Genomic DNA, 24,383 nt, shown 5'->3' with positions numbered 1-24,383 from the left:
CAGCTACCAGAGAACGAGGATCAGGGGGCTGGCGACGGAGAATTGACAGTGTTCGCGCGTGCCGGCGGTTTGGCGGGAACCGCTGCAGGTTGTGTGCCAGCACGCCTCAACGCCGCGTCAGGTTTGACGTTGGCAGAGCCGTTGCTGGTCAGACTGCGGCGCACATCCAGGTTACGCGAGATGACCAGCACCACGCGGCGGTTCTTGGCACGGCCGGCAGCGGTCGCGTTACTGGCGATAGGCTGGAATTCGCCGTAGCCGACCGAAGCCAGCCGCGCCGGATTGACGCCGTCCATCGCCAGCATGCGCACGATGCTGGCAGAACGCGCCGAGGACAGCTCCCAGTTGGTCGGGTACTGCGCCGTGCTGATCGGCTGATCGTCGGTAAAACCTTCCACATGGATCGGGTTGTCGAAGCGTTTGACGATGCCTGCGACCTTCTCGATGATGTTGAACGCCTGATCGCTGGGCATTGCGTCGCCGCTGGTGAACAGCAGACTGGAATTGAGTTCGATCTCGATCCACAGCTCGTTGCCGCGCACAGTCATCTGGTCCGACTTGATGAGGTCGCCAAAAGCATCACGTACGTCGTCGGCAATGCTTTGCAGCGCATCGGATGCGCTTTGCGCAATACCCGCTTCGGTCTGTTCGCTGTCCTTGATCAGCGGCTCGGCCGGCTTCACAGACAGTGGCCGCTGCTCGCCGATGGGAATCGGCTTCATGCTGCGCTCGGCGTCGTTGAACACGCCCACCAGCGCCTGGGACAGGATCTTGTACTTGCCTTCGTTGATCGAGGAAATCGAGTACATCACCACGAAAAAGGCGAACAGCAAGGTGATGAAGTCGGCGTAGGACACCAGCCAACGCTCATGATTTTCATGCTCTTCGGGCAGACGACGGCGGGCCATGACCAGTTACTCCATGAAGCCTTGCAGCTTGAGTTCAATGGAGCGCGGGTTCTCGCCTTCGGCAATGGACAGCAGGCCTTCGAGCAGCATTTCCCGATAGCGCGACTGGCGATGCACGATCGCCTTGAGCTTGTTGGCGATCGGCAGCAGGATCAGGTTGGCGGTGGCGACGCCATAGATGGTAGCGACGAACGCCACGGCAATCCCGCTGCCCAACTGGGTCGGGTCTGCCAGGTTGCCCATCACATGGATCAGGCCCATGACCGCGCCGATGATACCCACGGTCGGCGCATAGCCGCCCATGCTCTCGAACACCTTGGCGGCTTGCAGGTCGCGGGTTTCCTGGGTGATGAAGTCCACTTCCAGAATGCTGCGGATCGCTTCGGGTTCGGCGCCGTCGACCAGCAGTTGCAGGCCCTTGCGCGAGTAGTTGTCAGGTTCGCTGTCGGCGACGCTTTCCAGCCCGAGCAGACCCTCCTTGCGCGCGGTCATGCTCCAGCCGATCACGCGGTCGACGCCGCTGGCAAGATCGATGCGCGGCGGGAACAGAATCCAGCTGACGATTTTCATGGCACGCATGAAGGCGCTCATCGGCGCCTGCAACAGCGACGCGCCCAGAGTACCGCCCAGCACGATCAAGGCTGCCGGGCCGTTGAGCAGCGCGCCAAGATGACCGCCTTCGAGAAAATTACCGCCGATGATCGCAACGAATGCCAGGATAAGACCGATAAGACTCAAAACATCCATCAGATACACGCCTCGACCAGATGCCGACCGACATCGTCCAGGCTGTAGATCGCATCTGCCAGATCAGCCTTGACGACAGCCATCGGCATGCCATAAATCACGCAGCTCGCTTCATCCTGCGCCCACACCGTGCTGCCGCCCTGCTTGAGCAGGCGCGCGCCTTCGCGTCCATCGGCGCCCATGCCGGTCAGTACCACCGCCAGCACTTTGTCGCCGTAGGATTTGGCCGCGGAGCCAAAGGTGATATCCACGCAAGGCTTGTAGTTCAAGCGCTCGTCGCCGGGCAGGATTTTCACCGTGCCGCGACTGTCCACCATCATCTGTTTGCCGCCGGGAGCCAACAACGCAAGACCGGGACGCAGGACATCGCCGTCTTCAGCTTCCTTGACGCTGATCTTGCACAGCTTGTCCAGACGCTCTGCGAACGCTTTGGTGAAGGCCGCCGGCATGTGCTGGATCAGCACCAGTGGCGTCGGAAAACTGGCAGGCAGTTGCGTCAGCACGCGCTGCAGCGCTACCGGTCCGCCGGTGGACGTGCCGATGGCGACCAGCTTGTAAGGCTTGCGCTTGGGCGCGGGCGAATTATGCGACGGCGCCGGGGCGTGGGTATGCGCAGGTGCGGCCGCAGTTGCAGGCCGGCGGGGCGGTACAGCGCGGGCGGGTATGGGCGCAGGCGCACGTCCGGCAGCGGGTGCCGCAGAGGTCGGCGGGCTCGGTGCTGGCGCGGCGGTCGCGACCGGGCTTGAACCAAAGGCACTGAAGCGCCGGTTACTGCGCGAAATACTGTGAATCTTCTCGCACAGCAGTTGCTTGACCTTCTGCGGGTTGCGCGAGATGTCTTCGAAATTCTTGGGCAGGAAGTCCACCGCGCCGGCATCCAGTGCGTCCAGGGTGACGCGGGCACCTTCGTGCGTCAGCGAGGAGAACATCAAGACCGGAGTCGGAATCTTCTGCATGATGTGACGGACCGACGTAATGCCATCCATCATCGGCATTTCGTAGTCCATGGTGATCACGTCCGGCTTGAGTGCCAGGGCCTGTTCGATCGCTTCCCTGCCGTTGGTCGCCGTGCCGACGACCTGGATGTTGGGGTCCGAAGAAAGAATTTCCGTAACGCGGCGCCGGAAGAAACCGGAATCATCCACCACCAGGACCTTGACTGCCATAAACACTCCAATAGGCGTCGCGGGCAGCCGGGCTGGCCGCGACCCCAGAATCAAATACGCCGGGCGGCGTAACGCTTGAGCATGCTGGGTACATCGAGAATCAGCGCGATGCGGCCGTCGCCGGTGATGGTGGCGCCGGACATGCCCGGAGTACCTTGCAACATCTTGCCCAGCGGCTTGATCACCACCTCTTCCTGACCCACCAGCTGGTCGACCACGAAGCCGATGCGCTGAGTGCCCACGGAAAGGATGACCACATGCCCTTCGCGCTGCTCTTCGTGCTCGGCCGAGCTGATCAGCCAGCGCTTGAGGTAGAACAGCGGTAGCGCCTTGTCGCGCACGATCACCACTTCCTGTCCGTCGACGACATTGGTGGTCGACAGGTCCAGGTGGAAGATCTCGTTGACGTTGACCAGCGGGAAAGCGAATGCCTGGTTGCCCAGCATCACCATCAGCGTTGGCATGATCGCCAGGGTCAACGGCACCTTGATGACGATCTTCGAACCCTGGCCCTTAGTGGAGTAGATGTTGATCGAACCGTTGAGCTGGGAAATCTTGGTTTTCACCACGTCCATGCCCACGCCACGGCCCGACACGTCGGAAATCTCGGTCTTGGTCGAGAAGCCTGGCGCGAAAATCAGGTTGTAGCAGTCGGTATCGCTCAGACGGTCGGCGGCGTCCTTGTCCATCACGCCGCGTTTGACGGCGATGGAACGCAGCACGTTGGGGTCCATGCCCTTGCCGTCGTCGGAAATCGACAACAGAATATGGTCGCCTTCCTGCTCGGCCGAAAGCACTACGCGACCGCCACGATTCTTGCCGGAGGCTTCACGCTCTTCCGGCGTCTCGATGCCATGGTCGACGGCGTTGCGCACCAAGTGGACCAGCGGGTCGGCGAGTGCCTCGACAAGGTTCTTGTCCAGGTCGGTTTCTTCACCCACCAGTTCCAGGTTGATCTCTTTCTTGAGCTGACGCGCCAGGTCACGGACCAGACGCGGGAAGCGGCCGAAGACTTTCTTGATCGGCTGCATCCGGGTCTTCATGACCGCGGTCTGCAGGTCGGCGGTCACCACGTCCAGGTTGGACACCGCCTTGGACATGGCTTCGTCGCCGCTGTTGAGCCCCAGGCGCACCAGACGGTTACGCACCAGCACCAGCTCGCCGACCATGTTCATGATTTCGTCGAGGCGCGCCGTGTCGACCCGTACTGTGGTTTCCACTTCGGAGGCAACAGGCTTCTCACCGCCGACGGCAGGCGCGCGGGCCGGGGCCGGCGCAGCCTTGGCGGGCGCGGCTTCAGGCTTGGCGACGGCAGCAGCGGGCTTGGCCGCAGGAGCCGGCGCCGGCGTGGCTTTGGCAACAGGCGCGGCAGGAGCTGCGGGCGCTGCGCTGCCAACCAGTGCGGAAGCCTCGAATTTGCCCTTGCCATGCAGGTCGTCGAGCAGGCTTTCGAATTCCTGATCGGTGATTTCGTCGGACGCCGGTGCGCTGGCGGCGGGCGCCTTGGCTGCCGGTGCGACAGCGGGTGCGGACGCCGCCACCGCGCCATCGAACGAGCCCTTGCCGTGCAACTGGTCCAGCAAGGCTTCGAATTCGTCGTCAGTGATCTCGTCACTGGCTGGCGACTTCTCGGCGCTCGGCGCTGCGACAGCAGCGGCCACAGGCGCAGGCGCGGCAGCGGTATCAGCCGCGAACTTGCCCTTGCCGTGCAGCTGGTCCAGCAGCGATTCGAATTCCTGATCGGTGATTTCGTCGCTGGCAGGCTGGGCCGCTTGCGGCGCCGCCACGACTGATTCGGACTGAGCACCTTGCAACGAGTCGAGCAATTGCTCGAACTCGGTGTCGGTGATGTCGTCGCTCGCCGGCTCTGCCACCGCGACCGGCGCGGCCACAGGTTCAGGCTCGGCGACCGGTGCATCGGCCGACTGGGGTTCGGCCAGGCGCGACAGCGCAGCCAGCAACTCGGGCGTGGCCGGGGTGATCTCGGTGCGTTCCCGAACCTGACCAAACATGCTGTTGACCGTGTCCAGGGCTTCCAGGACCACGTCCATCAATTCGGAGTCGACGCGTCGCTCACCCTTGCGCAGGATGTCGAACACGTTTTCGGCGATGTGGCAGCACTCCACCAGCTCATGGAGCTGGAGGAAGCCGGCGCCTCCTTTTACAGTGTGAAAACCGCGAAAAATTGCGTTGAGCAGGTCGGCATCATCCGGTCGGCTTTCCAGCTCGACCAATTGCTCCGACAGCTGCTCCAGAATTTCGCCGGCCTCTACCAGAAAATCCTGAAGGATTTCTTCATCGGCGCCGAAGCTCATGGGGTGCTCCCTAAAATTAAACCGTCAACAGACCTAGAAGCCGAGGCTCGATAGCAGATCGTCTACATCATCCTGACCGGATACGACGTCTTCACGTTTATCGGCATGAATCTGCGGACCTTCACCCTGGGTGAGATGTTTTTTGGGATCTTTTTCAGCACGCAGCGCTTCGGCGTCATGCTCGATCCCGGCGAAGCGATCGACATGGCTGGCCATCAGCACCAGCTTGAGCAGATTGCTCTCTACCTCGGTCACCAGCTGCGTTACCCGCTTGATCACCTGACCGGTCAGGTCCTGGTAATCCTGGGCCAGCAGGATGTCGTTGAGGTGAGTGGCAACGGCGTGGGTTTCCTTTTCGCTACGCGTCAGGAAACCGTCGACCCGCTTGGCCAGATCACGAAACTCTTCGGCGCCGATTTCGCGGCGCATGAAACGTCCCCAGTCCTCGCTCAACGCCTTGGCGTCGGCGCTGAGGCTGTTCATCAACGGCGTGCTTTGCTCGACCAGGTCCATCGTGCGATTGGCCGCACCCTCGGTCAGTCGCACCACATATGACAGACGCTCGGTCGCGTCAGTGATCTGCGACACTTCTTCGGCTTGCGGCATGTGCGGGTCGATCTGGAAATTGACGATCGCGCTGTGCAACTCGCGGGTCAGTTTGCCGACTTCCTGGTACAGGCCGCGATCACGGGTCTGGTTAAGCTCATGGATGAGTTGCACGGCATCGCCGAACCGGCCTTTTTCAAGACTGGTGACGAGTTCCTGTGCGTGCCTCTTGAGGGTGGCTTCGAAGTCACCCAACGAATCTTTGTTCTCCATAGCGCCCTCGCGGCATGCCTCAGCTATTGACGCGTTCGAAGATCTTTTCGATCTTCTCTTGCAGCACCTGGGCGGTAAAAGGCTTAACCACGTAACCGTTCACGCCGGCCTGGGCAGCTTCGATGATCTGCTCCCGCTTGGCTTCGGCGGTCACCATCAGCACCGGAAGATTCTTCAGACGTTCGTCCTGACGGACCTGACGCAAAAGATCGATACCGGACATGCCAGGCATGTTCCAGTCGGTCACCAGAAAATCGAAGGCGCCGCTTTGCAGCATCGGCAGCGCGGTAATACCGTCGTCCGCTTCCGATGTGTTGGTGAACCCCAGGTCACGCAGCAGGTTCTTGATGATGCGCCGCATCGTCGAGAAGTCATCGACGATAAGGATTTTCATGTTCTTGTCCAATTCGACCTCCAAGCAGTCTTTGACGCGTTCAGCACCTGAACGCGCTGTTCAATCAATACTGGCACAGCACACCCCCGGCTGTACGAAACACGACGGGCTTGGCACAACGACAGCCACATACTTCAAGCGGCCTTCGGGTCTTCACCCGCAAGGCCGCCTGTTCGATCCGTCCCATTACCACGTAACGCTCTGCACAGCCAGTTCCAGTCACTGCGCGCCCACTGGACGCGCCTTGCCTGTCAACGCGCTCGCCACTCTCCCAAACGCCCCCGCAAACGAGCGGCGCACTGGCTGTGTAACTGACTGACCCGCGATTCGCTGACCCCCAGGACCTCACCGATTTCCTTGAGGTTCAGCTCTTCGTCGTAGTACAGCGCCAATACCAGACGCTCGCGCTCCGGCAGATTGGCAATTGCATCGGCCAACGCGGCCTGGAAGCGCTCATCTTCCAGATCGCGCGACGGTTCGAGCGAAGCGCTCGCGCCGTCCTCGTGCAGCCCTTCATGCTCGCCGTCCTGCAACAGGTCGTCGAAGCTGAACAGTCGGCTGCCCAGGGTATCGTTCAAAATCCCGTAGTAATCGTCGAGACTCAACTGGAGTTCGGCAGCAACTTCGTGATCTTTAGCGTCACGGCCGGTTCTCGCTTCGATTGCGCGAATCGCGTCACTGACCATGCGCGTGTTTCGATGCACCGAACGGGGTGCCCAGTCACCTTTGCGCACTTCGTCGAGCATCGCGCCACGAATCCGGATGCCGGCATACGTCTCGAAACTCGCGCCCTTGGTGGAGTCGTACTTGGTCGACACCTCCAGCAGACCGATCATGCCGGCCTGGATCAGGTCCTCGACCTGAACGCTGGCCGGCAGACGCGCCAGCAGATGGTAAGCGATACGTTTGACCAGCGGCGCGTAGCGCTCGATCAGCTCGTACTGCGAGTTTCTGGAAGCCTTGCTATACATTTGAAATCCGCTCGCAGTCATTGGACGGAACCTGCGCTGGTCTGGTGAACAAGCCGTTCGACGAAGAATTCAAGATGACCTCTTGGGTTGGCCGGCAAGGGCCATGTATCTACTTTCTGGGCAATGGCCTTGAAGGCCAGCGCACATTTGGAACGGGGAAACGCTTCGTACACCGCGCGCTGCTTCTGCACCGCCTTGCGCACGCACTCGTCGTAAGGAACAGCGCCGACATACTGCAGCGCCACGTCCAGGAACCTGTCGGTCACCTTGGTCAGCTTGGCAAACAGGTTGCGGCCTTCCTGCGGGCTCTGCGCCATGTTGGCGAGCACCCGGAAGCGATTCATGCCGTAGTCGCGGTTGAGCAACTTGATCAGCGCGTAGGCGTCGGTGATGGAAGTCGGCTCGTCGCAGACCACCAGCAGCACTTCCTGGGCCGCGCGCACGAAGCTCACCACCGACTCGCCGATACCGGCGGCCGTGTCGATCACCAGCACATCGAGATTGTCGCCCACCTCGCTGAACGCCTGGATCAGACCGGCGTGCTGCGCGGGCGTCAGATGCACCATGCTCTGGGTACCCGAAGCGGCGGGCACGATGCGCACGCCGCCCGGCCCCTGCAGGAGCACATCGCGCAGTTCGCAACGACCTTCCATGACGTCGGCCAGCGTACGCTTGGGCGTCAGACCCAGCAGCACGTCGACGTTCGCCAGACCCAGATCGGCGTCGAGCAGCATGACGCGCCGGCCGAGTTCGGCCAGGGCCAGTGAAAGGTTCACCGACACGTTCGTCTTGCCTACGCCACCTTTGCCACCGGTCACCGCGATGACCTGTACGGGATGCATGCTGCCCATGTTATTTCTTTACCTTGTCTTGCGTAGACCGAAGCCACATTACGGGCTGCATGCTCGAATCCGAACGATGCTTGGCAGACCATTGATGCAGGGACATTCCACTGGTACCCATCACTTAACCCACTCTCTTGCCGGGGGTGTGATAGAGGTCGGCAAACATATCAGCCATCGCTTCCTCACTCGGTTCGTCCTGCATCTGCACACTTACGGCACGGCTCACCAACTGGTGGCGGCGCGGCAGATGCACGTCGTCAGGAATGCGCGGCCCGTCGGTCAGATACGCTACGGGCAATTCGTGGCTGATTGCGAGGCTCAGCACTTCGCCGAGGCTCGCGGTTTCGTCCAGCTTGGTCAGAATGCATCCGGCCAGGCCGCAACGCTTGTAACTGTGGTACGCGGCTGACAGCACCTGCTTCTGGCTGGTGGTCGCCAGGACCAGATAGTTGCGCGAGCGGATGCCACGACCCGCCAGGCTTTCCAGTTGCAGACGCAGCGCAGGATCGCTGGCTTGCAGGCCGGCGGTATCGATCAATACCACGCGCTTGCGAATCAGCGGCTCCAGCGCCTGGGCCAGGGACTGGCCCGGGTCCAGATGAGTCACCGGCACGTTCAGGATGCGGCCCAGTGTCTTGAGCTGCTCCTGCGCGCCGATACGAAAACTGTCCATGCTGACCAGCGCGATGTTCTGCGCGCCGTACTTGAGCACGTAGCGGGCGGCCAGCTTGGCGAGCGTGGTGGTCTTGCCCATGCCGGCCGGGCCGACCAGGGCGATCACACCGCCCTCTTCCAGCGGCTCGACTTCGGGCACTGTGATCATCCGCGCCAGGTGCGCCAGCAGCATGCGCCAGGCCTGACGGGGTTCGTCGGTTTCCGGCACCATCGCCAGCAGGTCGCGCGACAGCGGGCCGGACAGGCCGACGCGTTGCAGGCGGCGCCAAAGGTTGGCCTGCTGCGGACGGCTGCCCTGCAGCTGGTTCCAGGCCAGCGAGCCGAGCTGGACTTCCAGCAGCTCGCGCAGGCCGTTCAGTTCGGCGCGCATCGAATCGATGGCGCGCTGGCCGGCGGCAGGCTCGGCGGAAGCGGCCGGCGGCGCGTAGCTGTACGGGCGCGGCGGCTCTTCGAGGGTCGGCTCGATGTGTGTATCGGGTGCGGTCAGCGGCTTGCCGGAGAACAACTGCAGGTTGATCGACGGATCGCTGTCGCTGCGGTTGTCCAGTTCGGCCTGGGCGGAGACGATGCGCGACTGGGTCTTGCGCAGCTCGTCCTCCAGCTCCATGTTCGGCACACGGGGTGCCAGCGCGGACAGCTTGTAATCCAGAGCGGCAGTCAGCTCGACACCGCCGGCGATGCGCCGGTTACCGATGATGGCCGCCTCGGCGCCCAGCTCATCGCGAACCAGCTTCATGGCCTGACGCATATCGGCGGCGAAAAATCGCTTAACTTGCATGACTCTTTACCTCAGCCGTTAGGCCCGACAGTCGCTACGATGGTGACTTGCTTGTTGTCAGGAATCTCCTGATACGCCAGTACATGCATACTTGGTACCGCCAGACGTCCAAACCGCGAGAGCATGGCCCGAATCGGACCCGCTACCAGCAGAATGACCGGCAAACCTTGCATTTCCTGACGCTGGGCGGCCTCGATCAACGACCGCTGGAGCTTCTCGGCCATGCTCGGCTCGAGAAGAACGCCTTCTTCCTGACCCTGACCAGCCTTCTGCAGACTATTGAGCAATATCTGTTCCAACCTTGGCTCGAGCGTGATAACAGGCAGCTCCGGCTCAATGCCTACAATGCTTTGCACGATTGCGCGGCTTAGACCGACCCGGACGGCCGCCACCATAGCGGCGGTATCTTGACTCTTCCCGGCGTTGTTGGCGATAGCCTCGGCAATGCTGCGGATATCGCGTACCGGTACGTGCTCGGCGAGCAACGCCTGCAGGACATTGAGCAGCGCCGACAGCGACAGCACACCGGGCACCAGCTCTTCAGCCAGTTTAGGCGAGCTCTTGGCGAGCATCTGCAACAACTGCTGGACTTCCTCGTGGCCGATCAGCTCGTGGGAATGCTTGTAGAGAATCTGGTTGAGGTGGGTCGCCACCACGGTACTGGCGTCCACCACGGTGTAACCCAGGGACTGTGCCTGACTGCGCTGGCTGACTTCGATCCACACCGCTTCCAGCCCGAACGCCGGGTCTCTGGCGGTGATGCCGTTGAGGGTGCCGAAAACCTGACCAGGGTTGATCGCCAGTTCCCGATCCGGGTAGATCTCGGCTTCGGCCAGAATCACACCCATCAGCGTCAAACGATAGGCGCTCGGCGCCAGATCCAGGTTGTCGCGGATATGCACGGTCGGCATCAGAAAGCCCAGCTCCTGAGACAGCTTCTTGCGCACACCCTTGATACGCGCCAGCAGTTGACCACCCTGATTGCGGTCCACCAGCGGAATCAGGCGATAGCCCACTTCCAGGCCAATGATGTCGATCGGTGCCACGTCGTCCCAGCCCAGTTCCTTGGTTTCCTGCGCGCGGGTCGGCGACGGCAGCAGATCCTGCTGACGCTGCACTTCAGCCAGAGCTTCGACCTTCACGCGGTTTTCCTTCTTCCACAGCAGATAAGCGCCACCACCGGCCAACAGGCCCAGGCTGATGAACGCGAAATGCGGCATGCCCGGCACCAGCCCCATGACGATCATGATCGCGGCGGATACCCCCAGAGCCTTGTAGGAGGTGAACATCTGGCGGTGGATCATCTTGCCCATCTCTTCCGAACCGGAAGCGCGGGTCACCATGATCGCGGCGGCAGTGGACAGCAACAGTGATGGCAATTGTGCCACCAAACCGTCACCAATGGTGAGCAGGGTGTAGACACGGCCGGCGTCGGCGAAGGCCATGTTGTGTTGCAGCATACCCACCAGCACGCCGCCGATGAGGTTGATGAAGAGGATCAGCAGGCCGGCGATGGCATCGCCACGCACGAATTTGCTCGCACCGTCCATGGAGCCGTAGAACTCGGCTTCCTGCGCGACTTCGGCGCGACGGCGTTTGGCTTCGGTCTGATCGATCAGACCGGCGTTGAGGTCGGCGTCGATCGCCATCTGCTTGCCAGGCATTGCGTCGAGGGTGAAGCGCGCGCTCACTTCGGAAATACGGCCGGCACCCTTGGTGATGACCACGAAGTTGATGATCATCAGGATGGCGAAGACCACGATACCGACGACGTAGTTGCCGCCGATCACCACTTCACCGAAGGCCTGGATCACCTTACCGGCCGCGGCGTGACCGTCCTGGCCGTGGAGCATGACCACGCGGGTCGAAGCGACGTTCAGCGCCAGGCGCAACAGCGTGGCGACCAGCAGGATGGTCGGAAACACGGAAAAGTCGAGAGGCCGCATGGCGTACACGCACACCAGCAGCACGACGATCGACAGCGCAATGTTGAACGTGAAGAACACGTCCAGCAGGAACGGCGGAATGGGCAACATCATCATTGCCAGCATGACCAGCAACAACAGCGGAATACCAAGCTGTCCGCGGCCCAGCCCTGCCAGGTTGCTACGTGCGCCACTGATTAACTGAGAACGATCCACTGATTCTTCACCCTGCGCACTGAATCAAAACTTTGACGCCTCGAGGCATCCTGATTCTCTTAGTGCAAAAAGCTGTCCAACTTTTGTGTAGGAGCGGCTTTAGCCGCGATCTGGCGTGCAGCGGCAGGAAATCCGGACAGCGTGAATCGCCAGCAAGCTGGCTCCTACAGGGGGGTGTGGGAGCGAGCTTGCTCGCGATCTGCCGCGCAGCGGCAGCAGATCGGTCCAGGCGGTGCGTCAGGCGAGATGCATGAATCCCGTCGCGAGCAAGCTCCCTCCCACAAGCGACAGCGCAACGGTCACGCGTCGCGCTGCAGGTCCGGCGGGATGGGCATGTCGCCGAGCGGGGCGGGGCGTTTGGCACGGCCGGCGTGGTACTGGCGGATCTGATACACGTAGGCCAATACCTGCGCCACGGCCAGGTACAACCCGGCGGGGATCTCCTGTTCAAGCTCGGTGCTGTAGTAGATCGATCGGGCCAGGGCCGCCGACTCCAGGATCAGGATCTGATTGTGCGCGCCGATCTCGCGGATCTTCAGGGCGATCAGATCCGTACCCTTGGCCAGCAGCATCGGCGCCCCGCCCTGCTCCGGATCGTATTTGATCGCCACGGCATAATGGGTCGGGTTGGTGATGATGACGTCGGCCTCCGGGATCGCCGCCATCATCCGCCGCTGGGACATTTCCCGCTGCAACTGACGAATCCGCTGCTTGACCTCAGGGCTGCCCTCGCTGTTCTTGTACTCGTCGCGCACTTCCTGCTTGGTCATCAGCAGCTTCTTGTGCGCGGAATACAACTGGAACGGCACATCCGCCGCGGCGACGAAAATCAGTCCGCACGCCATCCAGAAACTGCTCCAGCCCACCACTTGCAGGCTGTGCACGATGGCTTGTTCGAGCGGCTCATGGGCTATCGCCACCAGATCGTTGCGCTCCTTGGAGAGCACGATCAGCGCCACGATCAGGATGATCAGAAACTTGGCAAGGGACTTGAGCAATTCCACCAGCGCGCTGGGCGAGAACATGCGCTTGAGGCCCGCCGCCGGGTTCATCCGGCTGAACTTGGGCATCAGCGACTTGCCGGCGAACAGCCAGCCGCCGAGCATGATCGGCCCCACCAGCGCCGCGAACAGCATGGCGATCAGGAACGGCAGCACCACGATCAATGCGTGTTCGCCGGAGGCGAGCAGCAGCTTGCCCATGAACGTGGTGTCCATGATGGACTCGCGGGTAATGGTGAAGTTGTTGCGCATCAGCGCCAGCATCATTTCGGCAATGCCGCCGCCGAACACCAGCAGTCCCCCCGCACCCATGAGCATCACCACCAGCGTGGTGAGCTCCTTCGAGCGGGCGATCTGGCCTTCGGCGCGGGCATCACGGATCTTTTTCTCCGTGGGCTCTTCTGTCTTGTCCTGACCGTTCTCGTTCTCGGCCATGTCAGCGGGCCCTCACCAGATCGCGCAACGCCTGCAGGGCATCGGTCGCCATCGGTTGATATTGAGTGAGAATGTCGGCCATCGACATCCAGAGGATGACCATGCCCAGCACCAGCGTGAGCGGAAAGCCGATGGAGAAGATATTGAGTTGCGGCGCCGCGCGGGTCATGACGCCAAATGCGATGTTGATCACCAGCAAGGCGGTAATGGCCGGCAGCACCAGGCGCAGTCCAGAACTCATTACCGCGCCCAGTCCGGTCGCCAGTTGCCAGAAGTTGTCGACCAGCAGACCGCCGCCCACCGGCATGGTGTTGAAACTCTCGACCAGAATGTCGAGCACCACCAGATGGCCGTTCATGGCCAGGAACAGCAAGGTGATCAGCATGGTGAAGAACTGGCCGATGACCGCCGAAGACACGCCGTTGGTGGGGTCGACCATGGACGCGAAACCCATGCCCATCTGCGTGGCGATGATCTGCCCTGCCACCACGAATATGTGGAAGAACAACTGCAAGGACAGGCCCATGGCGGCGCCGACGACGATCTGCTCGCCGATCAGCAGCAAGGCGCTCAGGTCAAGCGCCTCGACGGTCGGCATGGCGGGCAGCACCGGAGCGATCACAACCGTGATCGCCAGCGCGAAGTAAAGCCGCACACGCCGGGGCACCAGCGTGGTCCCGATGATCGGCATAGTCATCAGCACCGCGACGATCCGGAACAGAGGCAGCATGAAGCTGGCGACCCAGGTACTGATCTGGGCGTCAGTCAGCGCAAGCACAGGCTGCATGCGGAATCAGCCGATCAGCGTCGGAATGCTGCCGTACAACGACAGGATGTATTCCATGACGATCTTCAACAGCCACGGCCCCACGACGATCAGAGTCAAAAGCATGACGATCAGGCGAGGCAGGAAACTCAAGGTCTGTTCGTTGATCTGCGTGGCGGCCTGAAACATGGCCACCAGCAGGCCGCAGATCAGACTGGGCACTACCAGAATCGCTACCAGCACCGTGGTCAGCCACAGCGCTTCCCGAAACAGATCGACTGCTACTTCCGGCGTCATCGGTCAGCCCTCACGTCACTACGAGTCATACACCACCAAAACTGCCGGCCAGAGTGCCGACGATCAACGCCCAGCCATCCACCAGCACGAACAGCATGATCTTGAACGGTAACGAGATGATCAGCGGCGACAGCATCATCATACCCATCGCCATCAGGACGCTGGCGACGACCAGGTCGATGATCAGAAACGGAATGAAGATCATGAAGCCGATCTGGAACGCGGTCTTGAGCTCGGAAATCACGAATGCCGGGACCAGAATCGTCAGCGGCGCGGCATCCGGCGACGGGATGTCGGTGCGCTTGGACAGGCGCATGAACAGTTCGAGATCGCTGGTGCGGGTCTGCGCCAGCATGAAATCCTTGATCGGCACTTCCGCGCGAGCCACGGCGTCCTGCGCGCTCAATTGCTCGGCCAGATACGGCTGCAAGGCGTCCCGGTTAACGCGATCGAACACCGGCGCCATGATGAACATGGTCAGAAACAGCGCCATGCCGGTCAGGATCTGGTTCGACGGCGTCTGTTGCAGGCCGAGGGCCTGACGCAGGATCGAGAACACGATGATGATCCGCGTGAAACTGGTCATCAGCATGACGAACGCCGGAATAAAGCTCAGCGCCGTCATGATCAGCAGAATCTGCAGACTGACCGAATACTCTTGCTGGCCGTCGGCCCCGTTGGACAACGTGATAGCCGGCACCGACCAAGGGTCGGCCGCAAACACATACGGCGCTGCCGTCAACAGCAGCAGGCCTATCAGGAAACGCAAGGCGCCCATTACTTCTTGTCCTTATCCTTGCCCATCAGTTTCATCAGTTGCTGGGCGAACTCAGGCGTCACCTGCTCGCGCTCCGGCACCTGCACCGGCTCCTTGAGCACATGCAGCGGTGTGATGCGACCGGGCGTGATGCCCAGCAGAATCTGCTCCTGGCCGACCTGAACCAGCATTAGACGATCACGCGGCCCCAGCGCCCGGGAGCTGATCAGTTCGATAACCTGACCACTGTTGGGCCCGACGCGCTGGACGCGACGCATGACCCAGGCCAGCACGAAGATCAGCGCAATGACCAGCAGCAGGCCGAGCAGCAGCTGAAACAGCTGACCGCCCATGCTAATGCCGGTGTTGGCGACCTGCGACGCGGCGGCCTGGGGCGCAGTCGCCTGTGCAGGCGCGGATGGCGCCGCCGGCTCGGCCGCCCAGGCCAGGGCCGGTGCCAGTACGGAAAACGTCAGAACCGCCAGAAACCGCCTCACTTAGCGCAGCTTCTTGATACGTTCACTCGGACTGATCACGTCAGTCAGACGAATCCCGAACTTCTCGTTGACCACGACCACTTCGCCGTGGGCGATCAGCGTGCCGTTGACCAGCACGTCCAGTGGTTCACCCGCCAGACGGTCCAGCTCGATCACCGAACCCTGGTTGAGCTGCAGCAAGTTGCGGATGTTGATGTCGGTGCTGCCCACTTCCATGGAAATCGACACCGGGATATCCAGGATCACGTCCAGATTGGGGCCGTCCAGAGTGGCCGCACCTGCCGTCTTCGGCACGCTGCCGAACTCTTCCATCGCCATGCGATTGGACGAGTTCCCGGCATCGGCGGCCAGCAGCGCGTCGATGTCCGCCTGCCCGCCTTCGCCAGCCTCGCCCAGGGCCGCAGCCCATTCATCGGCCAACGCCTGATCTTCAGCAGACGTCATTTCGTTTTCATCAGCCATTGGTTGTCCTCTGCGGGCAATGATTCAATTACGCAACAATTACCGGCACCGACGTTTGAGTCAGCGCCGCTCTATGGGTTCGATTACTTGCAGGGCCAGATTGCCCTTGTGCGAGCCGAGCTTGACCTTGAACGACGGCACGCCGTTAGCACGCATGATCAGCGCATCCGGCAGCTCGACCGGGATCACATCCCCTGGGCGCATGTGCAGAATGTCGCGCAACGGCAACTGGCGCTGGGCCACCGTGGTGGTCAAAGGCACCGAAACGTCCAGCACGTCTTCCTTCAATGCGTTGATCCAGCGCTCGTCCTGGTCGTCCAGATCGGACTGGAAACCGGCGTCGAGCATTTCGCGAATCGGCTCGATCATCGAGTACGGCATGGTCACGTGCAGGTCGCCGCCACCGCCGTCCAGCTCGATGTGGAAGGTGGAGATCACGACCGCTTCGCTCGGGCCGACGATGTTCGCCATGGCCGGGTTCACTTCCGAGTTGATGTACTCGAAGTTGACTTCCAGGATGGCCTGCCAGGCTTCCTTCAAATCGATGAACGCCTGATCCAGCACCATGCGCACCACGCGCAGCTCGGTCGGCGTGAACTCGCGCCCCTCGATCTTGGCGTGACGACCGTCGCCGCCGAAGAAGTTGTCCACCAGCTTGAACACCAGCTTGGCGTCGAGGATGAACAGTGCCGTGCCGCGCAAAGGCTTGATCTTCGCCAGATTGAGGCTGGTAGGCACATACAGCGAGTGGATGTACTCGCCGAACTTCATCACTTGCACCCCGCCGACCGCCACGTCCGCCGAACGGCGCAGCAGGTTGAACATGCTGATGCGGGTATAGCGCGCGAAACGCTCGTTGATCATCTCAAGGGTCGGCATGCGACCGCGGACGATCCGGTCCTGGCTGGTCAGGTCATAGCTTTTGACGCTGCCAGGCTCGGTAGGGCTTTCGGTCTGGACCATACCATCGTCGACACCATGCAACAGCGCGTCGATTTCGTCCTGGGACAGAAGGTCTTGCACGGCCATGTGGGGGTCCTACTGCAATACGAAGTTAGTGAACAGCAGCTGCTCGATCACAGTCTTGCCGAGTTCTTTCTGAGCCACTTCCTGAATGCTGGCGGTCGCTTTCTGACGCAGCATTTCCTGACCTACCGGCGTTGCCAGCGATTCGAAGGGAATCCCGGCGAACAGCATGACCAAGTTATTGCGGATGACCGGCATGTGCGCCTTGAGCGCTTCCATGTCGGCGGCATTGCGCGAGAGCATGGTGATGCTGACCTGCATGTAGCGCTGGCGACCGTTGGCATTGAAGTTGACCACGAACGCCGGAGTCAACGGCTCGTAGACCGCCACCGGCTTGACATCGGTCGCGGCGGCCGCGGCTGCCGGGTCCGGCGCGCTGTCGGATTTGTGCATGATGAACCAGGTTGCTCCCACCGACAAACCCACCGCGAGCAGTAACGCTACCACTGCGATAATGATGAGTTTGAGTTTTCCTTTGGAAGCTGGGTCTTTGGGTTCGTCGCTCTTCGCCATGCCAATAATCCGTCGCTATTGAGGGGATCTTCAATACATGACAGTGGCTGAGCAAGTGTTATGCCAGAGTTGTGCGGGGGGATACGAATGAGGGAACAGATAGAGAGGGAAGGCAATATCGCCAGCAAGCTGGCTCCTACGGAGGAGCCAGCTTGCTGGCGATGGTTACCGTTGATCAGGCGTAGTAGTCGATCTCGCTGGTCCCCACCACCCGCTGCACAGGCTGACTGACCGGCGCTGCAGCTTCGGCCACGGCACCGTCATCGCCGCTGTCACCGCCCGACAGCCTCGAACCGCGACCGCCACGCTGGGCACGGCTGGCCTGCTCTTGGGCTTGCTGTTGCGCCTGCTGCTGTGACTGGTCGGCAACGTTCACGTCAACCTGCCCCAGGCCTTGCTGAGTGAAGGAGTCGCGCAGCCGAGACATCTGGCTTTCCAGCGCTTCGCGAACGCCGAGGTGGGCGCTCATGAAGGTCACCTGGGTCTGCTGATCCGGCGCCATGTTGACGCGAATGTCGAGACGACCGAGTTCCGCCGGTTCCAGCTTGATTTCCGCCGACTTGAGGCTTTGGCTCGACAGATACATCACACGCTCGACGATACCTTCGCTCCAGCCGCTCTGGTGCATCGCCAAAGGCTGGCTGAGCAACGGCGTGGATGGCGCGGCGGTCCTGGCCGGCTGCGCGGCCTGACTCAGAGCCGCCAGACGCTCGGCGAAGTTGTCGACCCGCGTGTCGCCTGCCGCGCTCTTGACGTCCTTGAGGGCGTCGCCAATCAGGCTGGTGAAGGATTTGTCGCTGCTCTCGGTGCTGCTTTCATCCGACGCCTGCTGCTCGGTGAGCGCCGCCAGGTTATTGGCGAGGTTCTGAGTCGGGTCAGCTTCCGGATCGGCAGGCACATTGGCGGCAGCCTGATGGTTCTGCGGCGCAAAGTGCGTCTTGGCGTTGGCGCTTTCCAGCGCCAACTGCACGGCAGGCAGGTCCTTGAGCGGATCGGCGTCCGGGTCGAAGGAGTCTTCCACAACCGTCGCAACCGGCGCCGCATTCATGGCGGCCAGTACGGGAGCTGTATTCGCATCGGGCGCCGAATCGGTCACCAGTGCGACAGGCAGTTCCCCCGGAACCGGACCATCCGCAGTCAGCAGAGCCGGATCGAGCGAGTCGGTGCTGAGTGCGTCGCTTGCGGCCAGCGCCGCTTCGGACGTGTCCGCCTCATCACCGGCGGATTGCTCAGCGGTCGCTGCCGCCGAATCGGCAGGCAAGTCTTTGCCGCTTTCGGCAACGGTCGATTGAGAGCCGGCTGCGGGCTGGCCGGTATCGGCCTTGTCTTTGGCCGCCACAGGCTTGTTCTTTTCCGTGTCACGAGAAGTCTTCGCAGGGGCGTCCTGATGCTGAGCGACCTTGTCCCGCCCTTGTTGGTCATAGACGTTGGAGAAGCTGGAAGCCCCGTCCCTGCCAGCATCGGCTGGTTTTGAAGCGGTGTTGGCCATACCGGACCTGGAGGTCGCGGCAGTGCTGGCCTGGAGAAGCACATTAGTGGCGAGGGACATTTGAAACTCCGCAGAAAGCAGCTGGTTGCCCAAGCTACAGCAAGATCCGGGCCAATAAACGCTTGCGCGGTTTGTAGGAGCGGATTTATCCGCGAGATAGGCGTCCGAACCAGTGCGTCTCGTCGGATGTACCGGCGCTTCGCGGCTGAAGCCGCTCCTACCGAAGGGGGCTGGTATCAGCTGTTGTAGAGCCGCCGCTCGGCGATGAAAAGCCGGCGTACGGTCAGGTATTCGGCGTCGATCTGCTCGATCAGGCGCTCCAGCTCATCGCGCTTTCCCAGGCGGGACTGGTCCTCCAGTTGCCGGCATAGCTCGGACAATTTGAAAGCCCCCATATTGGCGCAGCTGCCCTTGAAGCTGTGCGCATTCAGGCTCAGCGCCTGCAAATCCGGCGCAGGGGAATGGCAGGCCGCGTGCAATTGCGCGACCCGTTGCTCGGAATCTTCAAGAAAGACGTCGAGCAAGGTCGGGTACTCACCTTCCATGACATCCTGCAAAGCGCTCAACACGCTGCTGTCCACATGAATCGACACTTGTTCGCTCCTTGATTCGCGGCCGATTATGCCATTGCGCTCCATGAAAACTCTACGCTGGCAGTCCGGCCATCGTCGCTCCAGCGGGCCTGTTGACCAAGTTCGCACACCAGCCGGATGCCCCGCCCGTACAGACTGTCGAGCGCCGGCGGCGTAGCCAGCACCTGCCGGGCGTCGAAGCCCCGACCGCTGTCTTCGATGCTGACCGTCAGCCGGCCGCCCTGCGCCACTGGCTTGACGCTGACATGCAAGCGGATGAAACCGCTGTCGAGCGCTGTCAGACGTTCGGCCCGCTGTTCATAGTAGCTGGCAAATCCGGCCGCATCATGTTTAAGCGCCGAATCGAGCCCTAAAACTCCGTGTTCGAGGGCATTGCTGTACAGCTCGGCGAGCACGCTGTGCAACGCGCTGGTCTGCGCGCGCAGTCCATGGACTTCCAATAGCAACTGCACGACGTACGGCAATGGGTTGAAGCGTTTGAGGGTCGCGGCGCGGAATTCGAAGCTGGCCGACCAGTCCAGCGGACTCGACGCCCCGCTGTCGGAATAGATCAAGGGCGGCGGCGTCGGCATCGCGGATTCGTCGGCAATGATTTCCAGCATGCTGACGTCATCCCGAGCCTTGCCGCCGAAGTCGTTCAGGGCCTGGAGTATTTCCTGGATCAGCAGCTCGGGTTCGCGATTGGCCGCCAGCACCTCTCGCAGGCGTTGCCCGCCAAATCGCTCGTCACAGCTGTTGGACGTGTCCAGCACGCCATCGGAGAGCAGAAAGATGCGGTCGCCCGGCGCCAGCGGATGCACTTCAGTGCGGGTGTCAAAGGCTTCGACGCTCAACACGCCCAGCGGCAAATGGCGGGATGCAAGCGGCGTCGATTCACGGCCATGGCCGCGCAACAGATAGCCCTCGGGGAGCCCGCCGTTCCATACCTCCACTTGCCGCTGGGCAATATTGACGCTTAGCAGCGTGGCGCAGCAGAACATGTCCACCGGCAGGATGCGCTTGAGCTTGGCGTTCATCTCGCGAAGGATTTCCGGCAGGCCGTAACCCTTGGTGGTCATGCCGTAGAATACTTCGGCCAAGGGCATGGCACCCACCGCAGCCGGCAGCCCATGGCCAGTAAAGTCGCCGAGCAATACGTGCATCAGGCCCGCAGGGGTATAGGCGGCCAGCATCAGGTCACCATTGAACAGCGCATAGGGCGATTGCAGATAACGGATATTTGACGCGCCCAGGCACCCGGAATGAGCCACCTGGTCGAACACAGCCTTGGCGACGCGCTGCTCATGCAGCAGGTATTCGTGGTGTCGGGCGATCTGATCGCGCTGTTGCAGAACGGTCTCCTGCAACAGGCGCAGGCGATTCATGGCGTTGATCTTGGCCGCGAGCACCACTGGGTTGTAGGGCTTGGAGATGAAATCGTCGCCGCCGGCTTCCAGGCAGTACGCCAAGGCTTCGCCTTCGGTAAGAGACGTCAGGAAAATGATCGGCACCAGCGACTCGCCGGCCATTTTCTTGATGCGCCGCGCCGCTTCAAAACCGTCCATGACCGGCATCATCGCGTCCATCAGTACCAGCTGTGGCCGCTCAAGCTCGAATACGGCGACGGCCTCGATGCCCGTCGCGGCGCTCAGTACCCGATGACCCAGCCGACCGATGATGGTCGACAGCAGCAGCCGGTCGCTGGGGCTGTCTTCGGCGATGAGAATGCACAGCCCCTTGGAAACGGTGCCCAAGGCGTCAGCTCAGCTGGAACAATTTGGAGAAGTTGGAAATGGTCAGGATCTTGATCACGTCAGGCGTGCAGTTGATCAGCCTGACGCGGGCCGTGTCCCCGCCGGCATGGTCGCGCAGCAAGAGCAGCATGCCCAGCGCAGAGCTGTCCAGATATTGGGTACCGCGCAGATCCACGACGTAGTTGAGGTTTCCGGGACGATCCTGATACGCCGCGCGAAAGTCCTGATGAGCACCGAAGTCGAAACGGCCCTCGACGAAGATCGTCAACTGCTGACGATCGGGGGAAAGCTCGGACGTGACAGTCATATTGATCCCTAATGTTTCATCACCGAGACACCCAAAGCTTAGAGGGTGTTTACAAAATAGGCGAACCAAAGGCCTCGAAGAGAAACCGGCCCGGATAACCGTTCAGACTTCATGGACCCGGTCGATCAGTCAGGCTCGTGACGTGGCAGGCGCTGGGATAACTCGTCCAGCAGCTTCTGCTCGCGCTTGTCTTCCAGACGACGAGCCTCGTCGATGTAGCGCTGTACCAGCTTGCGCAGCCCTTCCACCCGGGCGTAGGCCTCCTGCCAGGAGGTACGCGCCTTGTCGAGGTTGGACTGATGCCACTCCAGACTCTTGTTCTGCTGGGCGACGGCGGTGTCGAGCTGGCTGAGAAAGCGCTGGTAACCCATCATCCACTGCCCGGATACGCCACCACTGCCCTTCGCCAGCCACTGCTGCTGGTAGTCGTGACGGAACTGATCGAGCTCCTGCAGTTTGTTGAGGGCCAGATTGACCTGGCCCTGAAAATAGCCAAGCCGCTGCGCCGCGCTTCGCTCGGCGGCCTCGGCCATTTCCACCACGGGCGCCAGACGCGCCGCTCGACTCTGAGCCATCGGTCATCAGCCGCCAGGGGCCGGACCGAACACGGCCGCCAGCGCTTCGCCACTGGCCTGCATGCTCTCGTTGTCGCGCAGCCCCTGACGCTGATAACGCACCAGCGCCGGTTGCAGGGCGATGGCCATGTCAGTCTCCCGGTCACCGCCGGCCACGTAGGCACCGACGCTGATCAGGTCGCGCGTCTGCTGATAGCGCGACCACAATTGTTTGAAGTGTTGAGCACGGGCCATGTGCTCCGGGCTGACCACCGCGGGCATGACCCGGCTGATCGACGCCTCGATGTCGATGGCCGGATAGTGCCCCTCCTCCGCCAGACGCCGGGACAACACGATGTGCCCGTCGAGCACGCCACGCGCCGAGTCGGCAATCGGGTCCTGCTGGTCGTCGCCTTCGGACAGAACGGTGTAGAACGCCGTGATCGAGCCACCGCCTGCTTCGGCGTTGCCGGCGCGTTCGACAAGCTTGGGCAGCCGGGCGAAGACCGAAGGCGGATAGCCCTTGGTCGCTGGAGGCTCGCCGATAGCCAGCGCGATTTCCCGCTGGGCCTGGGCAAAACGGGTCAGCGAATCCATGAGCAGCAGTACGTTCTTGCCCTGGTCGCGGAAATATTCGGCAATGCGAGTGCAGTACATGGCGGCACGCAGGCGCATCAAGGGCGCATCGTCCGCTGGCGAGGCGACGACCACGGCGCGCTTGATGCCTTCCTCGCCCAGAATATGCTCGATGAATTCCTTGACCTCACGACCCCGCTCGCCAATCAGCCCGACCACGATGATCTCGGCTTCCGTGAAGCGGGTCATCATGCCCAGCAGCACGCTCTTGCCGACGCCCGTACCGGCGAACAGGCCCAGACGCTGCCCCTTGCCAACCGTGAGCAAGCCGTTGATGCAGCGAATGCCGACGTCCAGCGGCTGGCTGATCGGATCGCGCTTGAGCGGGTTGATGGTCGGGCCGTCCATGGGCACCCAGTCTTCGGCCTTGATCGGCGGACGTCCGTCCAGCGGTCGACCGGCGCCGTCGAGCACTCGACCGAGCATGGTCATGCCCATGGGCAGGCGACCGGTGTCGGCCAGCGGCACCACTCGCGCACCCGGCGCGATGCCCGCCACGCTGCCGATCGGCATGAGAAAGACCTTGCCGCCAGCAAAGCCCATCACCTCGGCTTCGACCTCGACGGCATCATGACTGTCGTCGTTGATGACCACGCAGCGGCTGCCCATGGCGGCACGCAAGCCTTCGGCCTCCAGGGTCAGACCGACCATGCGCAGCAGACGCCCCTCGACCACCGGCTGCACCGGCAGGCGGATCGAGTCGGCGTAGGTGCCCAGGCGCTTGCCGAAGCTGGTTCGATCAAGACGCATCGTCAGCGTCCTTGCGTGGCTGTGCGGTGGCAGACTGTTCGGCTGGAACATCGGTGTCGACGTTCAGGTCCGGGGCCGCCGGATGCATGACCTGGTCATGCATCTGGTCGTACATCTTGGCGATGGCCAGTGACAGGCGGGTCTCGACGCTGGCGTCGATACGGCTATGTTCGGTTTCAATGCGGCAACCGCCCGGCAGCAGCGTGTCGTCCTCGACGATTTTCCACGCTTCTTCGTAACGCTCGCGCATCGCCTTGACCAGCCCGAAGTCCTGCGGGTTGATGAAGATCCGCAGATTGTTGGCGCCCATCGGCAACAGCTTCAAGGCGTCGCGCAGCACATTGGCGATCTGCGACGAATCGGTCTGCAATTCGCGCTGGATGACCTGACGGGCAATATGCTCGACCAGATGAACCAGCATCTTCTCGATCTGTGTATCCTGTTTCGCGATGGGTTCGAGCAGATGCTGCATCAGCTGTTCAAGGCTCTCGACCTTGGCCGCCAGTGCCACTTCGGCTTCCTGACGGACCTTGAGCGAGGTGCTGTGGAAGCCCTCTTTCTCACCCGTGGCGAAGCCTTCGTTCCAGGCTTCCTGACGAATGCTTTCGAGTTCTTCCAGGGTCAGCGGCTGGACTTCCTCCAGCGGAACCTCTTCGCTGGGAGCCGGTTCCTCTTCAGGCATCGGCTCGGGTTCGGGTTCCGGCTCGGGTTCGGGATCGAAGCTGGGCAGCGCCCAGGCATCGAACCCGCGGATGTCCTCGTGACGAATCAGGTCGCTTGGCGGTTCTTTACTACTGGAGCTGGACAT

The 24,383-nt window shown here is 61.8% G+C and carries 25 protein-coding genes; all 25 read right to left on the bottom strand.

Going from position 1 to position 24,383, the window contains the following annotated elements; translation table 11 throughout:
- Positions 1 to 20: 20 nt before the first annotated feature.
- The 25 genes from motD to fliH all read right to left on the bottom strand — a co-directional run bounded on the left by motD (position 21) and on the right by fliH (position 24,383).
- Positions 21 to 908 carry a flagellar motor protein MotD gene (gene motD / locus TRP66_RS15955; RefSeq protein ID WP_333404429.1) on the bottom strand — a complete coding sequence of 296 codons (888 nt, stop codon included), beginning with the start codon at positions 906 to 908 and terminating at the stop codon, positions 21 to 23.
- Positions 909 to 914: 6 nt separating this feature from the next.
- A complete protein-coding gene (locus TRP66_RS15950; RefSeq protein ID WP_333404427.1) occupies positions 915 to 1,655 on the bottom strand; it encodes a flagellar motor protein in 741 nt (246 codons plus the stop codon).
- The gene (locus TRP66_RS15945; protein WP_333404424.1) at positions 1,655 to 2,821 is read right to left on the bottom strand and encodes a protein-glutamate methylesterase/protein-glutamine glutaminase; all 1,167 of its coding nucleotides are present in this window, start codon (positions 2,819 to 2,821) and stop codon (positions 1,655 to 1,657) included. The genes TRP66_RS15950 and TRP66_RS15945 overlap by 1 nt, the downstream gene beginning before the upstream one ends.
- A gap of 50 nt (positions 2,822 to 2,871) precedes the next feature.
- A complete protein-coding gene (locus tag TRP66_RS15940; protein ID WP_333404422.1) occupies positions 2,872 to 5,136 on the bottom strand; it encodes a chemotaxis protein CheA in 2,265 nt (754 codons plus the stop codon).
- A 33-nt stretch (positions 5,137 to 5,169) separates the two neighbouring features.
- Positions 5,170 to 5,955 (bottom strand): protein phosphatase CheZ, encoded by a 786-nt coding sequence (locus TRP66_RS15935; protein ID WP_333404420.1) that lies wholly within the window; start codon positions 5,953 to 5,955, stop codon positions 5,170 to 5,172.
- 19 nt (positions 5,956 to 5,974) lie between these two features.
- Positions 5,975 to 6,349 (bottom strand): chemotaxis response regulator CheY, encoded by a 375-nt coding sequence (locus tag TRP66_RS15930; protein WP_333404417.1) that lies wholly within the window; start codon positions 6,347 to 6,349, stop codon positions 5,975 to 5,977.
- 251 nt (positions 6,350 to 6,600) lie between these two features.
- Positions 6,601 to 7,341 carry an RNA polymerase sigma factor FliA gene (gene fliA / locus TRP66_RS15925; RefSeq protein WP_333404415.1) on the bottom strand — a complete coding sequence of 247 codons (741 nt, stop codon included), beginning with the start codon at positions 7,339 to 7,341 and terminating at the stop codon, positions 6,601 to 6,603.
- Entirely contained in the window at positions 7,338 to 8,171 is an 834-nt protein-coding gene (gene fleN, locus TRP66_RS15920; protein WP_333404413.1) for a flagellar synthesis regulator FleN, read from the bottom strand. Before fleN ends, fliA begins: the two co-directional genes overlap by 4 nt.
- Before the next feature lie 115 nt (positions 8,172 to 8,286).
- Positions 8,287 to 9,618: a flagellar biosynthesis protein FlhF gene (gene flhF / locus TRP66_RS15915; RefSeq protein WP_333404412.1), complete on the bottom strand. Its 1,332-nt coding sequence runs from the start codon at positions 9,616 to 9,618 to the stop codon at positions 8,287 to 8,289.
- Between the two features lie 11 nt (positions 9,619 to 9,629).
- The gene (flhA, locus tag TRP66_RS15910) at positions 9,630 to 11,759 is read right to left on the bottom strand and encodes a flagellar biosynthesis protein FlhA (RefSeq protein WP_333404410.1); all 2,130 of its coding nucleotides are present in this window, start codon (positions 11,757 to 11,759) and stop codon (positions 9,630 to 9,632) included.
- Positions 11,760 to 12,058: 299 nt separating this feature from the next.
- Positions 12,059 to 13,195 carry a flagellar biosynthesis protein FlhB gene (gene flhB, locus TRP66_RS15905; protein ID WP_333404408.1) on the bottom strand — a complete coding sequence of 379 codons (1,137 nt, stop codon included), beginning with the start codon at positions 13,193 to 13,195 and terminating at the stop codon, positions 12,059 to 12,061.
- Between the two features lies 1 nt (position 13,196).
- The gene (gene fliR, locus TRP66_RS15900) at positions 13,197 to 13,982 is read right to left on the bottom strand and encodes a flagellar biosynthetic protein FliR (RefSeq protein ID WP_333404406.1); all 786 of its coding nucleotides are present in this window, start codon (positions 13,980 to 13,982) and stop codon (positions 13,197 to 13,199) included.
- Positions 13,983 to 13,988: 6 nt separating this feature from the next.
- Entirely contained in the window at positions 13,989 to 14,258 is a 270-nt protein-coding gene (fliQ, locus tag TRP66_RS15895) for a flagellar biosynthesis protein FliQ (protein WP_333404403.1), read from the bottom strand.
- A 25-nt stretch (positions 14,259 to 14,283) separates the two neighbouring features.
- Positions 14,284 to 15,036, bottom strand: coding sequence for a flagellar type III secretion system pore protein FliP (fliP, locus tag TRP66_RS15890; protein WP_333404401.1), 753 nt, complete (start codon positions 15,034 to 15,036; stop codon positions 14,284 to 14,286).
- Positions 15,036 to 15,512, bottom strand: a complete 477-nt coding sequence (fliO, locus tag TRP66_RS15885; protein WP_333404399.1) for a flagellar biosynthetic protein FliO — start codon at positions 15,510 to 15,512, stop codon at positions 15,036 to 15,038. The genes fliP and fliO overlap by 1 nt, the downstream gene beginning before the upstream one ends.
- On the bottom strand, positions 15,513 to 15,974 hold the full coding sequence (gene fliN / locus TRP66_RS15880; protein ID WP_333404397.1) for a flagellar motor switch protein FliN: 462 nt from the start codon (positions 15,972 to 15,974) through the stop codon (positions 15,513 to 15,515). It abuts the gene before it with no gap.
- A gap of 60 nt (positions 15,975 to 16,034) precedes the next feature.
- Complete coding sequence (gene fliM, locus TRP66_RS15875) at positions 16,035 to 17,003, bottom strand: flagellar motor switch protein FliM (RefSeq protein ID WP_333404395.1); 969 nt, start codon at positions 17,001 to 17,003, stop codon at positions 16,035 to 16,037.
- Positions 17,004 to 17,012: 9 nt separating this feature from the next.
- Positions 17,013 to 17,513 (bottom strand): flagellar basal body-associated protein FliL, encoded by a 501-nt coding sequence (gene fliL, locus TRP66_RS15870; RefSeq protein WP_333404393.1) that lies wholly within the window; start codon positions 17,511 to 17,513, stop codon positions 17,013 to 17,015.
- A gap of 175 nt (positions 17,514 to 17,688) precedes the next feature.
- Positions 17,689 to 19,062 carry a flagellar hook-length control protein FliK gene (locus TRP66_RS15865; RefSeq protein WP_333404391.1) on the bottom strand — a complete coding sequence of 458 codons (1,374 nt, stop codon included), beginning with the start codon at positions 19,060 to 19,062 and terminating at the stop codon, positions 17,689 to 17,691.
- Positions 19,063 to 19,238: 176 nt separating this feature from the next.
- Positions 19,239 to 19,595 carry an Hpt domain-containing protein gene (locus tag TRP66_RS15860; protein ID WP_333404388.1) on the bottom strand — a complete coding sequence of 119 codons (357 nt, stop codon included), beginning with the start codon at positions 19,593 to 19,595 and terminating at the stop codon, positions 19,239 to 19,241.
- A gap of 26 nt (positions 19,596 to 19,621) precedes the next feature.
- Positions 19,622 to 21,328, bottom strand: coding sequence for a SpoIIE family protein phosphatase (locus TRP66_RS15855; RefSeq protein WP_333404386.1), 1,707 nt, complete (start codon positions 21,326 to 21,328; stop codon positions 19,622 to 19,624).
- 4 nt (positions 21,329 to 21,332) lie between these two features.
- A complete protein-coding gene (locus tag TRP66_RS15850; protein ID WP_333404384.1) occupies positions 21,333 to 21,635 on the bottom strand; it encodes an STAS domain-containing protein in 303 nt (100 codons plus the stop codon).
- 125 nt (positions 21,636 to 21,760) lie between these two features.
- Positions 21,761 to 22,210, bottom strand: a complete 450-nt coding sequence (fliJ, locus tag TRP66_RS15845) for a flagellar export protein FliJ (RefSeq protein WP_333404382.1) — start codon at positions 22,208 to 22,210, stop codon at positions 21,761 to 21,763.
- A 6-nt stretch (positions 22,211 to 22,216) separates the two neighbouring features.
- Entirely contained in the window at positions 22,217 to 23,575 is a 1,359-nt protein-coding gene (gene fliI / locus TRP66_RS15840; protein ID WP_333404380.1) for a flagellar protein export ATPase FliI, read from the bottom strand.
- A complete protein-coding gene (fliH, locus tag TRP66_RS15835) occupies positions 23,565 to 24,383 on the bottom strand; it encodes a flagellar assembly protein FliH (protein WP_333404378.1) in 819 nt (272 codons plus the stop codon). Before fliH ends, fliI begins: the two co-directional genes overlap by 11 nt.

The sequence above is a fragment of the Pseudomonas sp. JDS28PS106 genome, from assembly GCF_036706555.1.
Classification (GTDB): Bacteria; Pseudomonadota; Gammaproteobacteria; order Pseudomonadales; family Pseudomonadaceae; genus Aquipseudomonas.
The sequence above is the reverse complement of the archived record's forward strand: the minus strand, read 5'-3'. Positions and strand labels throughout refer to the sequence as shown.

Excerpts from the sequence above, each read along its gene's own strand:
- motD (WP_333404429.1), bottom strand. The coding sequence starts at position 908 with ATGGCCCGCCGTCGTCTGCCCGAAGAGCATGAAAATCATGAGCGTTGG.
- TRP66_RS15950 (WP_333404427.1), bottom strand. The coding sequence starts at position 1,655 with ATGGATGTTTTGAGTCTTATCGGTCTTATCCTGGCATTCGTTGCGATC.
- TRP66_RS15945 (WP_333404424.1), bottom strand. The coding sequence starts at position 2,821 with ATGGCAGTCAAGGTCCTGGTGGTGGATGATTCCGGTTTCTTCCGGCGC.
- TRP66_RS15940 (WP_333404422.1), bottom strand. The coding sequence starts at position 5,136 with ATGAGCTTCGGCGCCGATGAAGAAATCCTTCAGGATTTTCTGGTAGAG.
- TRP66_RS15935 (WP_333404420.1), bottom strand. The coding sequence starts at position 5,955 with ATGGAGAACAAAGATTCGTTGGGTGACTTCGAAGCCACCCTCAAGAGG.
- TRP66_RS15930 (WP_333404417.1), bottom strand. The coding sequence starts at position 6,349 with ATGAAAATCCTTATCGTCGATGACTTCTCGACGATGCGGCGCATCATC.
- fliA (WP_333404415.1), bottom strand. The coding sequence starts at position 7,341 with ATGACTGCGAGCGGATTTCAAATGTATAGCAAGGCTTCCAGAAACTCG.
- fleN (WP_333404413.1), bottom strand. The coding sequence starts at position 8,171 with ATGGGCAGCATGCATCCCGTACAGGTCATCGCGGTGACCGGTGGCAAA.
- flhF (WP_333404412.1), bottom strand. The coding sequence starts at position 9,618 with ATGCAAGTTAAGCGATTTTTCGCCGCCGATATGCGTCAGGCCATGAAG.
- flhB (WP_333404408.1), bottom strand. The coding sequence starts at position 13,195 with ATGGCCGAGAACGAGAACGGTCAGGACAAGACAGAAGAGCCCACGGAG.
- fliR (WP_333404406.1), bottom strand. The coding sequence starts at position 13,982 with ATGCAGCCTGTGCTTGCGCTGACTGACGCCCAGATCAGTACCTGGGTC.
- fliQ (WP_333404403.1), bottom strand. The coding sequence starts at position 14,258 with ATGACGCCGGAAGTAGCAGTCGATCTGTTTCGGGAAGCGCTGTGGCTG.
- fliP (WP_333404401.1), bottom strand. The coding sequence starts at position 15,036 with ATGGGCGCCTTGCGTTTCCTGATAGGCCTGCTGCTGTTGACGGCAGCG.
- fliN (WP_333404397.1), bottom strand. The coding sequence starts at position 15,974 with ATGGCTGATGAAAACGAAATGACGTCTGCTGAAGATCAGGCGTTGGCC.
- fliM (WP_333404395.1), bottom strand. The coding sequence starts at position 17,003 with ATGGCCGTGCAAGACCTTCTGTCCCAGGACGAAATCGACGCGCTGTTG.
- fliL (WP_333404393.1), bottom strand. The coding sequence starts at position 17,513 with ATGGCGAAGAGCGACGAACCCAAAGACCCAGCTTCCAAAGGAAAACTC.
- TRP66_RS15865 (WP_333404391.1), bottom strand. The coding sequence starts at position 19,062 with ATGTCCCTCGCCACTAATGTGCTTCTCCAGGCCAGCACTGCCGCGACC.
- TRP66_RS15850 (WP_333404384.1), bottom strand. The coding sequence starts at position 21,635 with ATGACTGTCACGTCCGAGCTTTCCCCCGATCGTCAGCAGTTGACGATC.
- fliJ (WP_333404382.1), bottom strand. The coding sequence starts at position 22,210 with ATGGCTCAGAGTCGAGCGGCGCGTCTGGCGCCCGTGGTGGAAATGGCC.
- fliI (WP_333404380.1), bottom strand. The coding sequence starts at position 23,575 with ATGCGTCTTGATCGAACCAGCTTCGGCAAGCGCCTGGGCACCTACGCC.
- fliH (WP_333404378.1), bottom strand. The coding sequence starts at position 24,383 with ATGTCCAGCTCCAGTAGTAAAGAACCGCCAAGCGACCTGATTCGTCAC.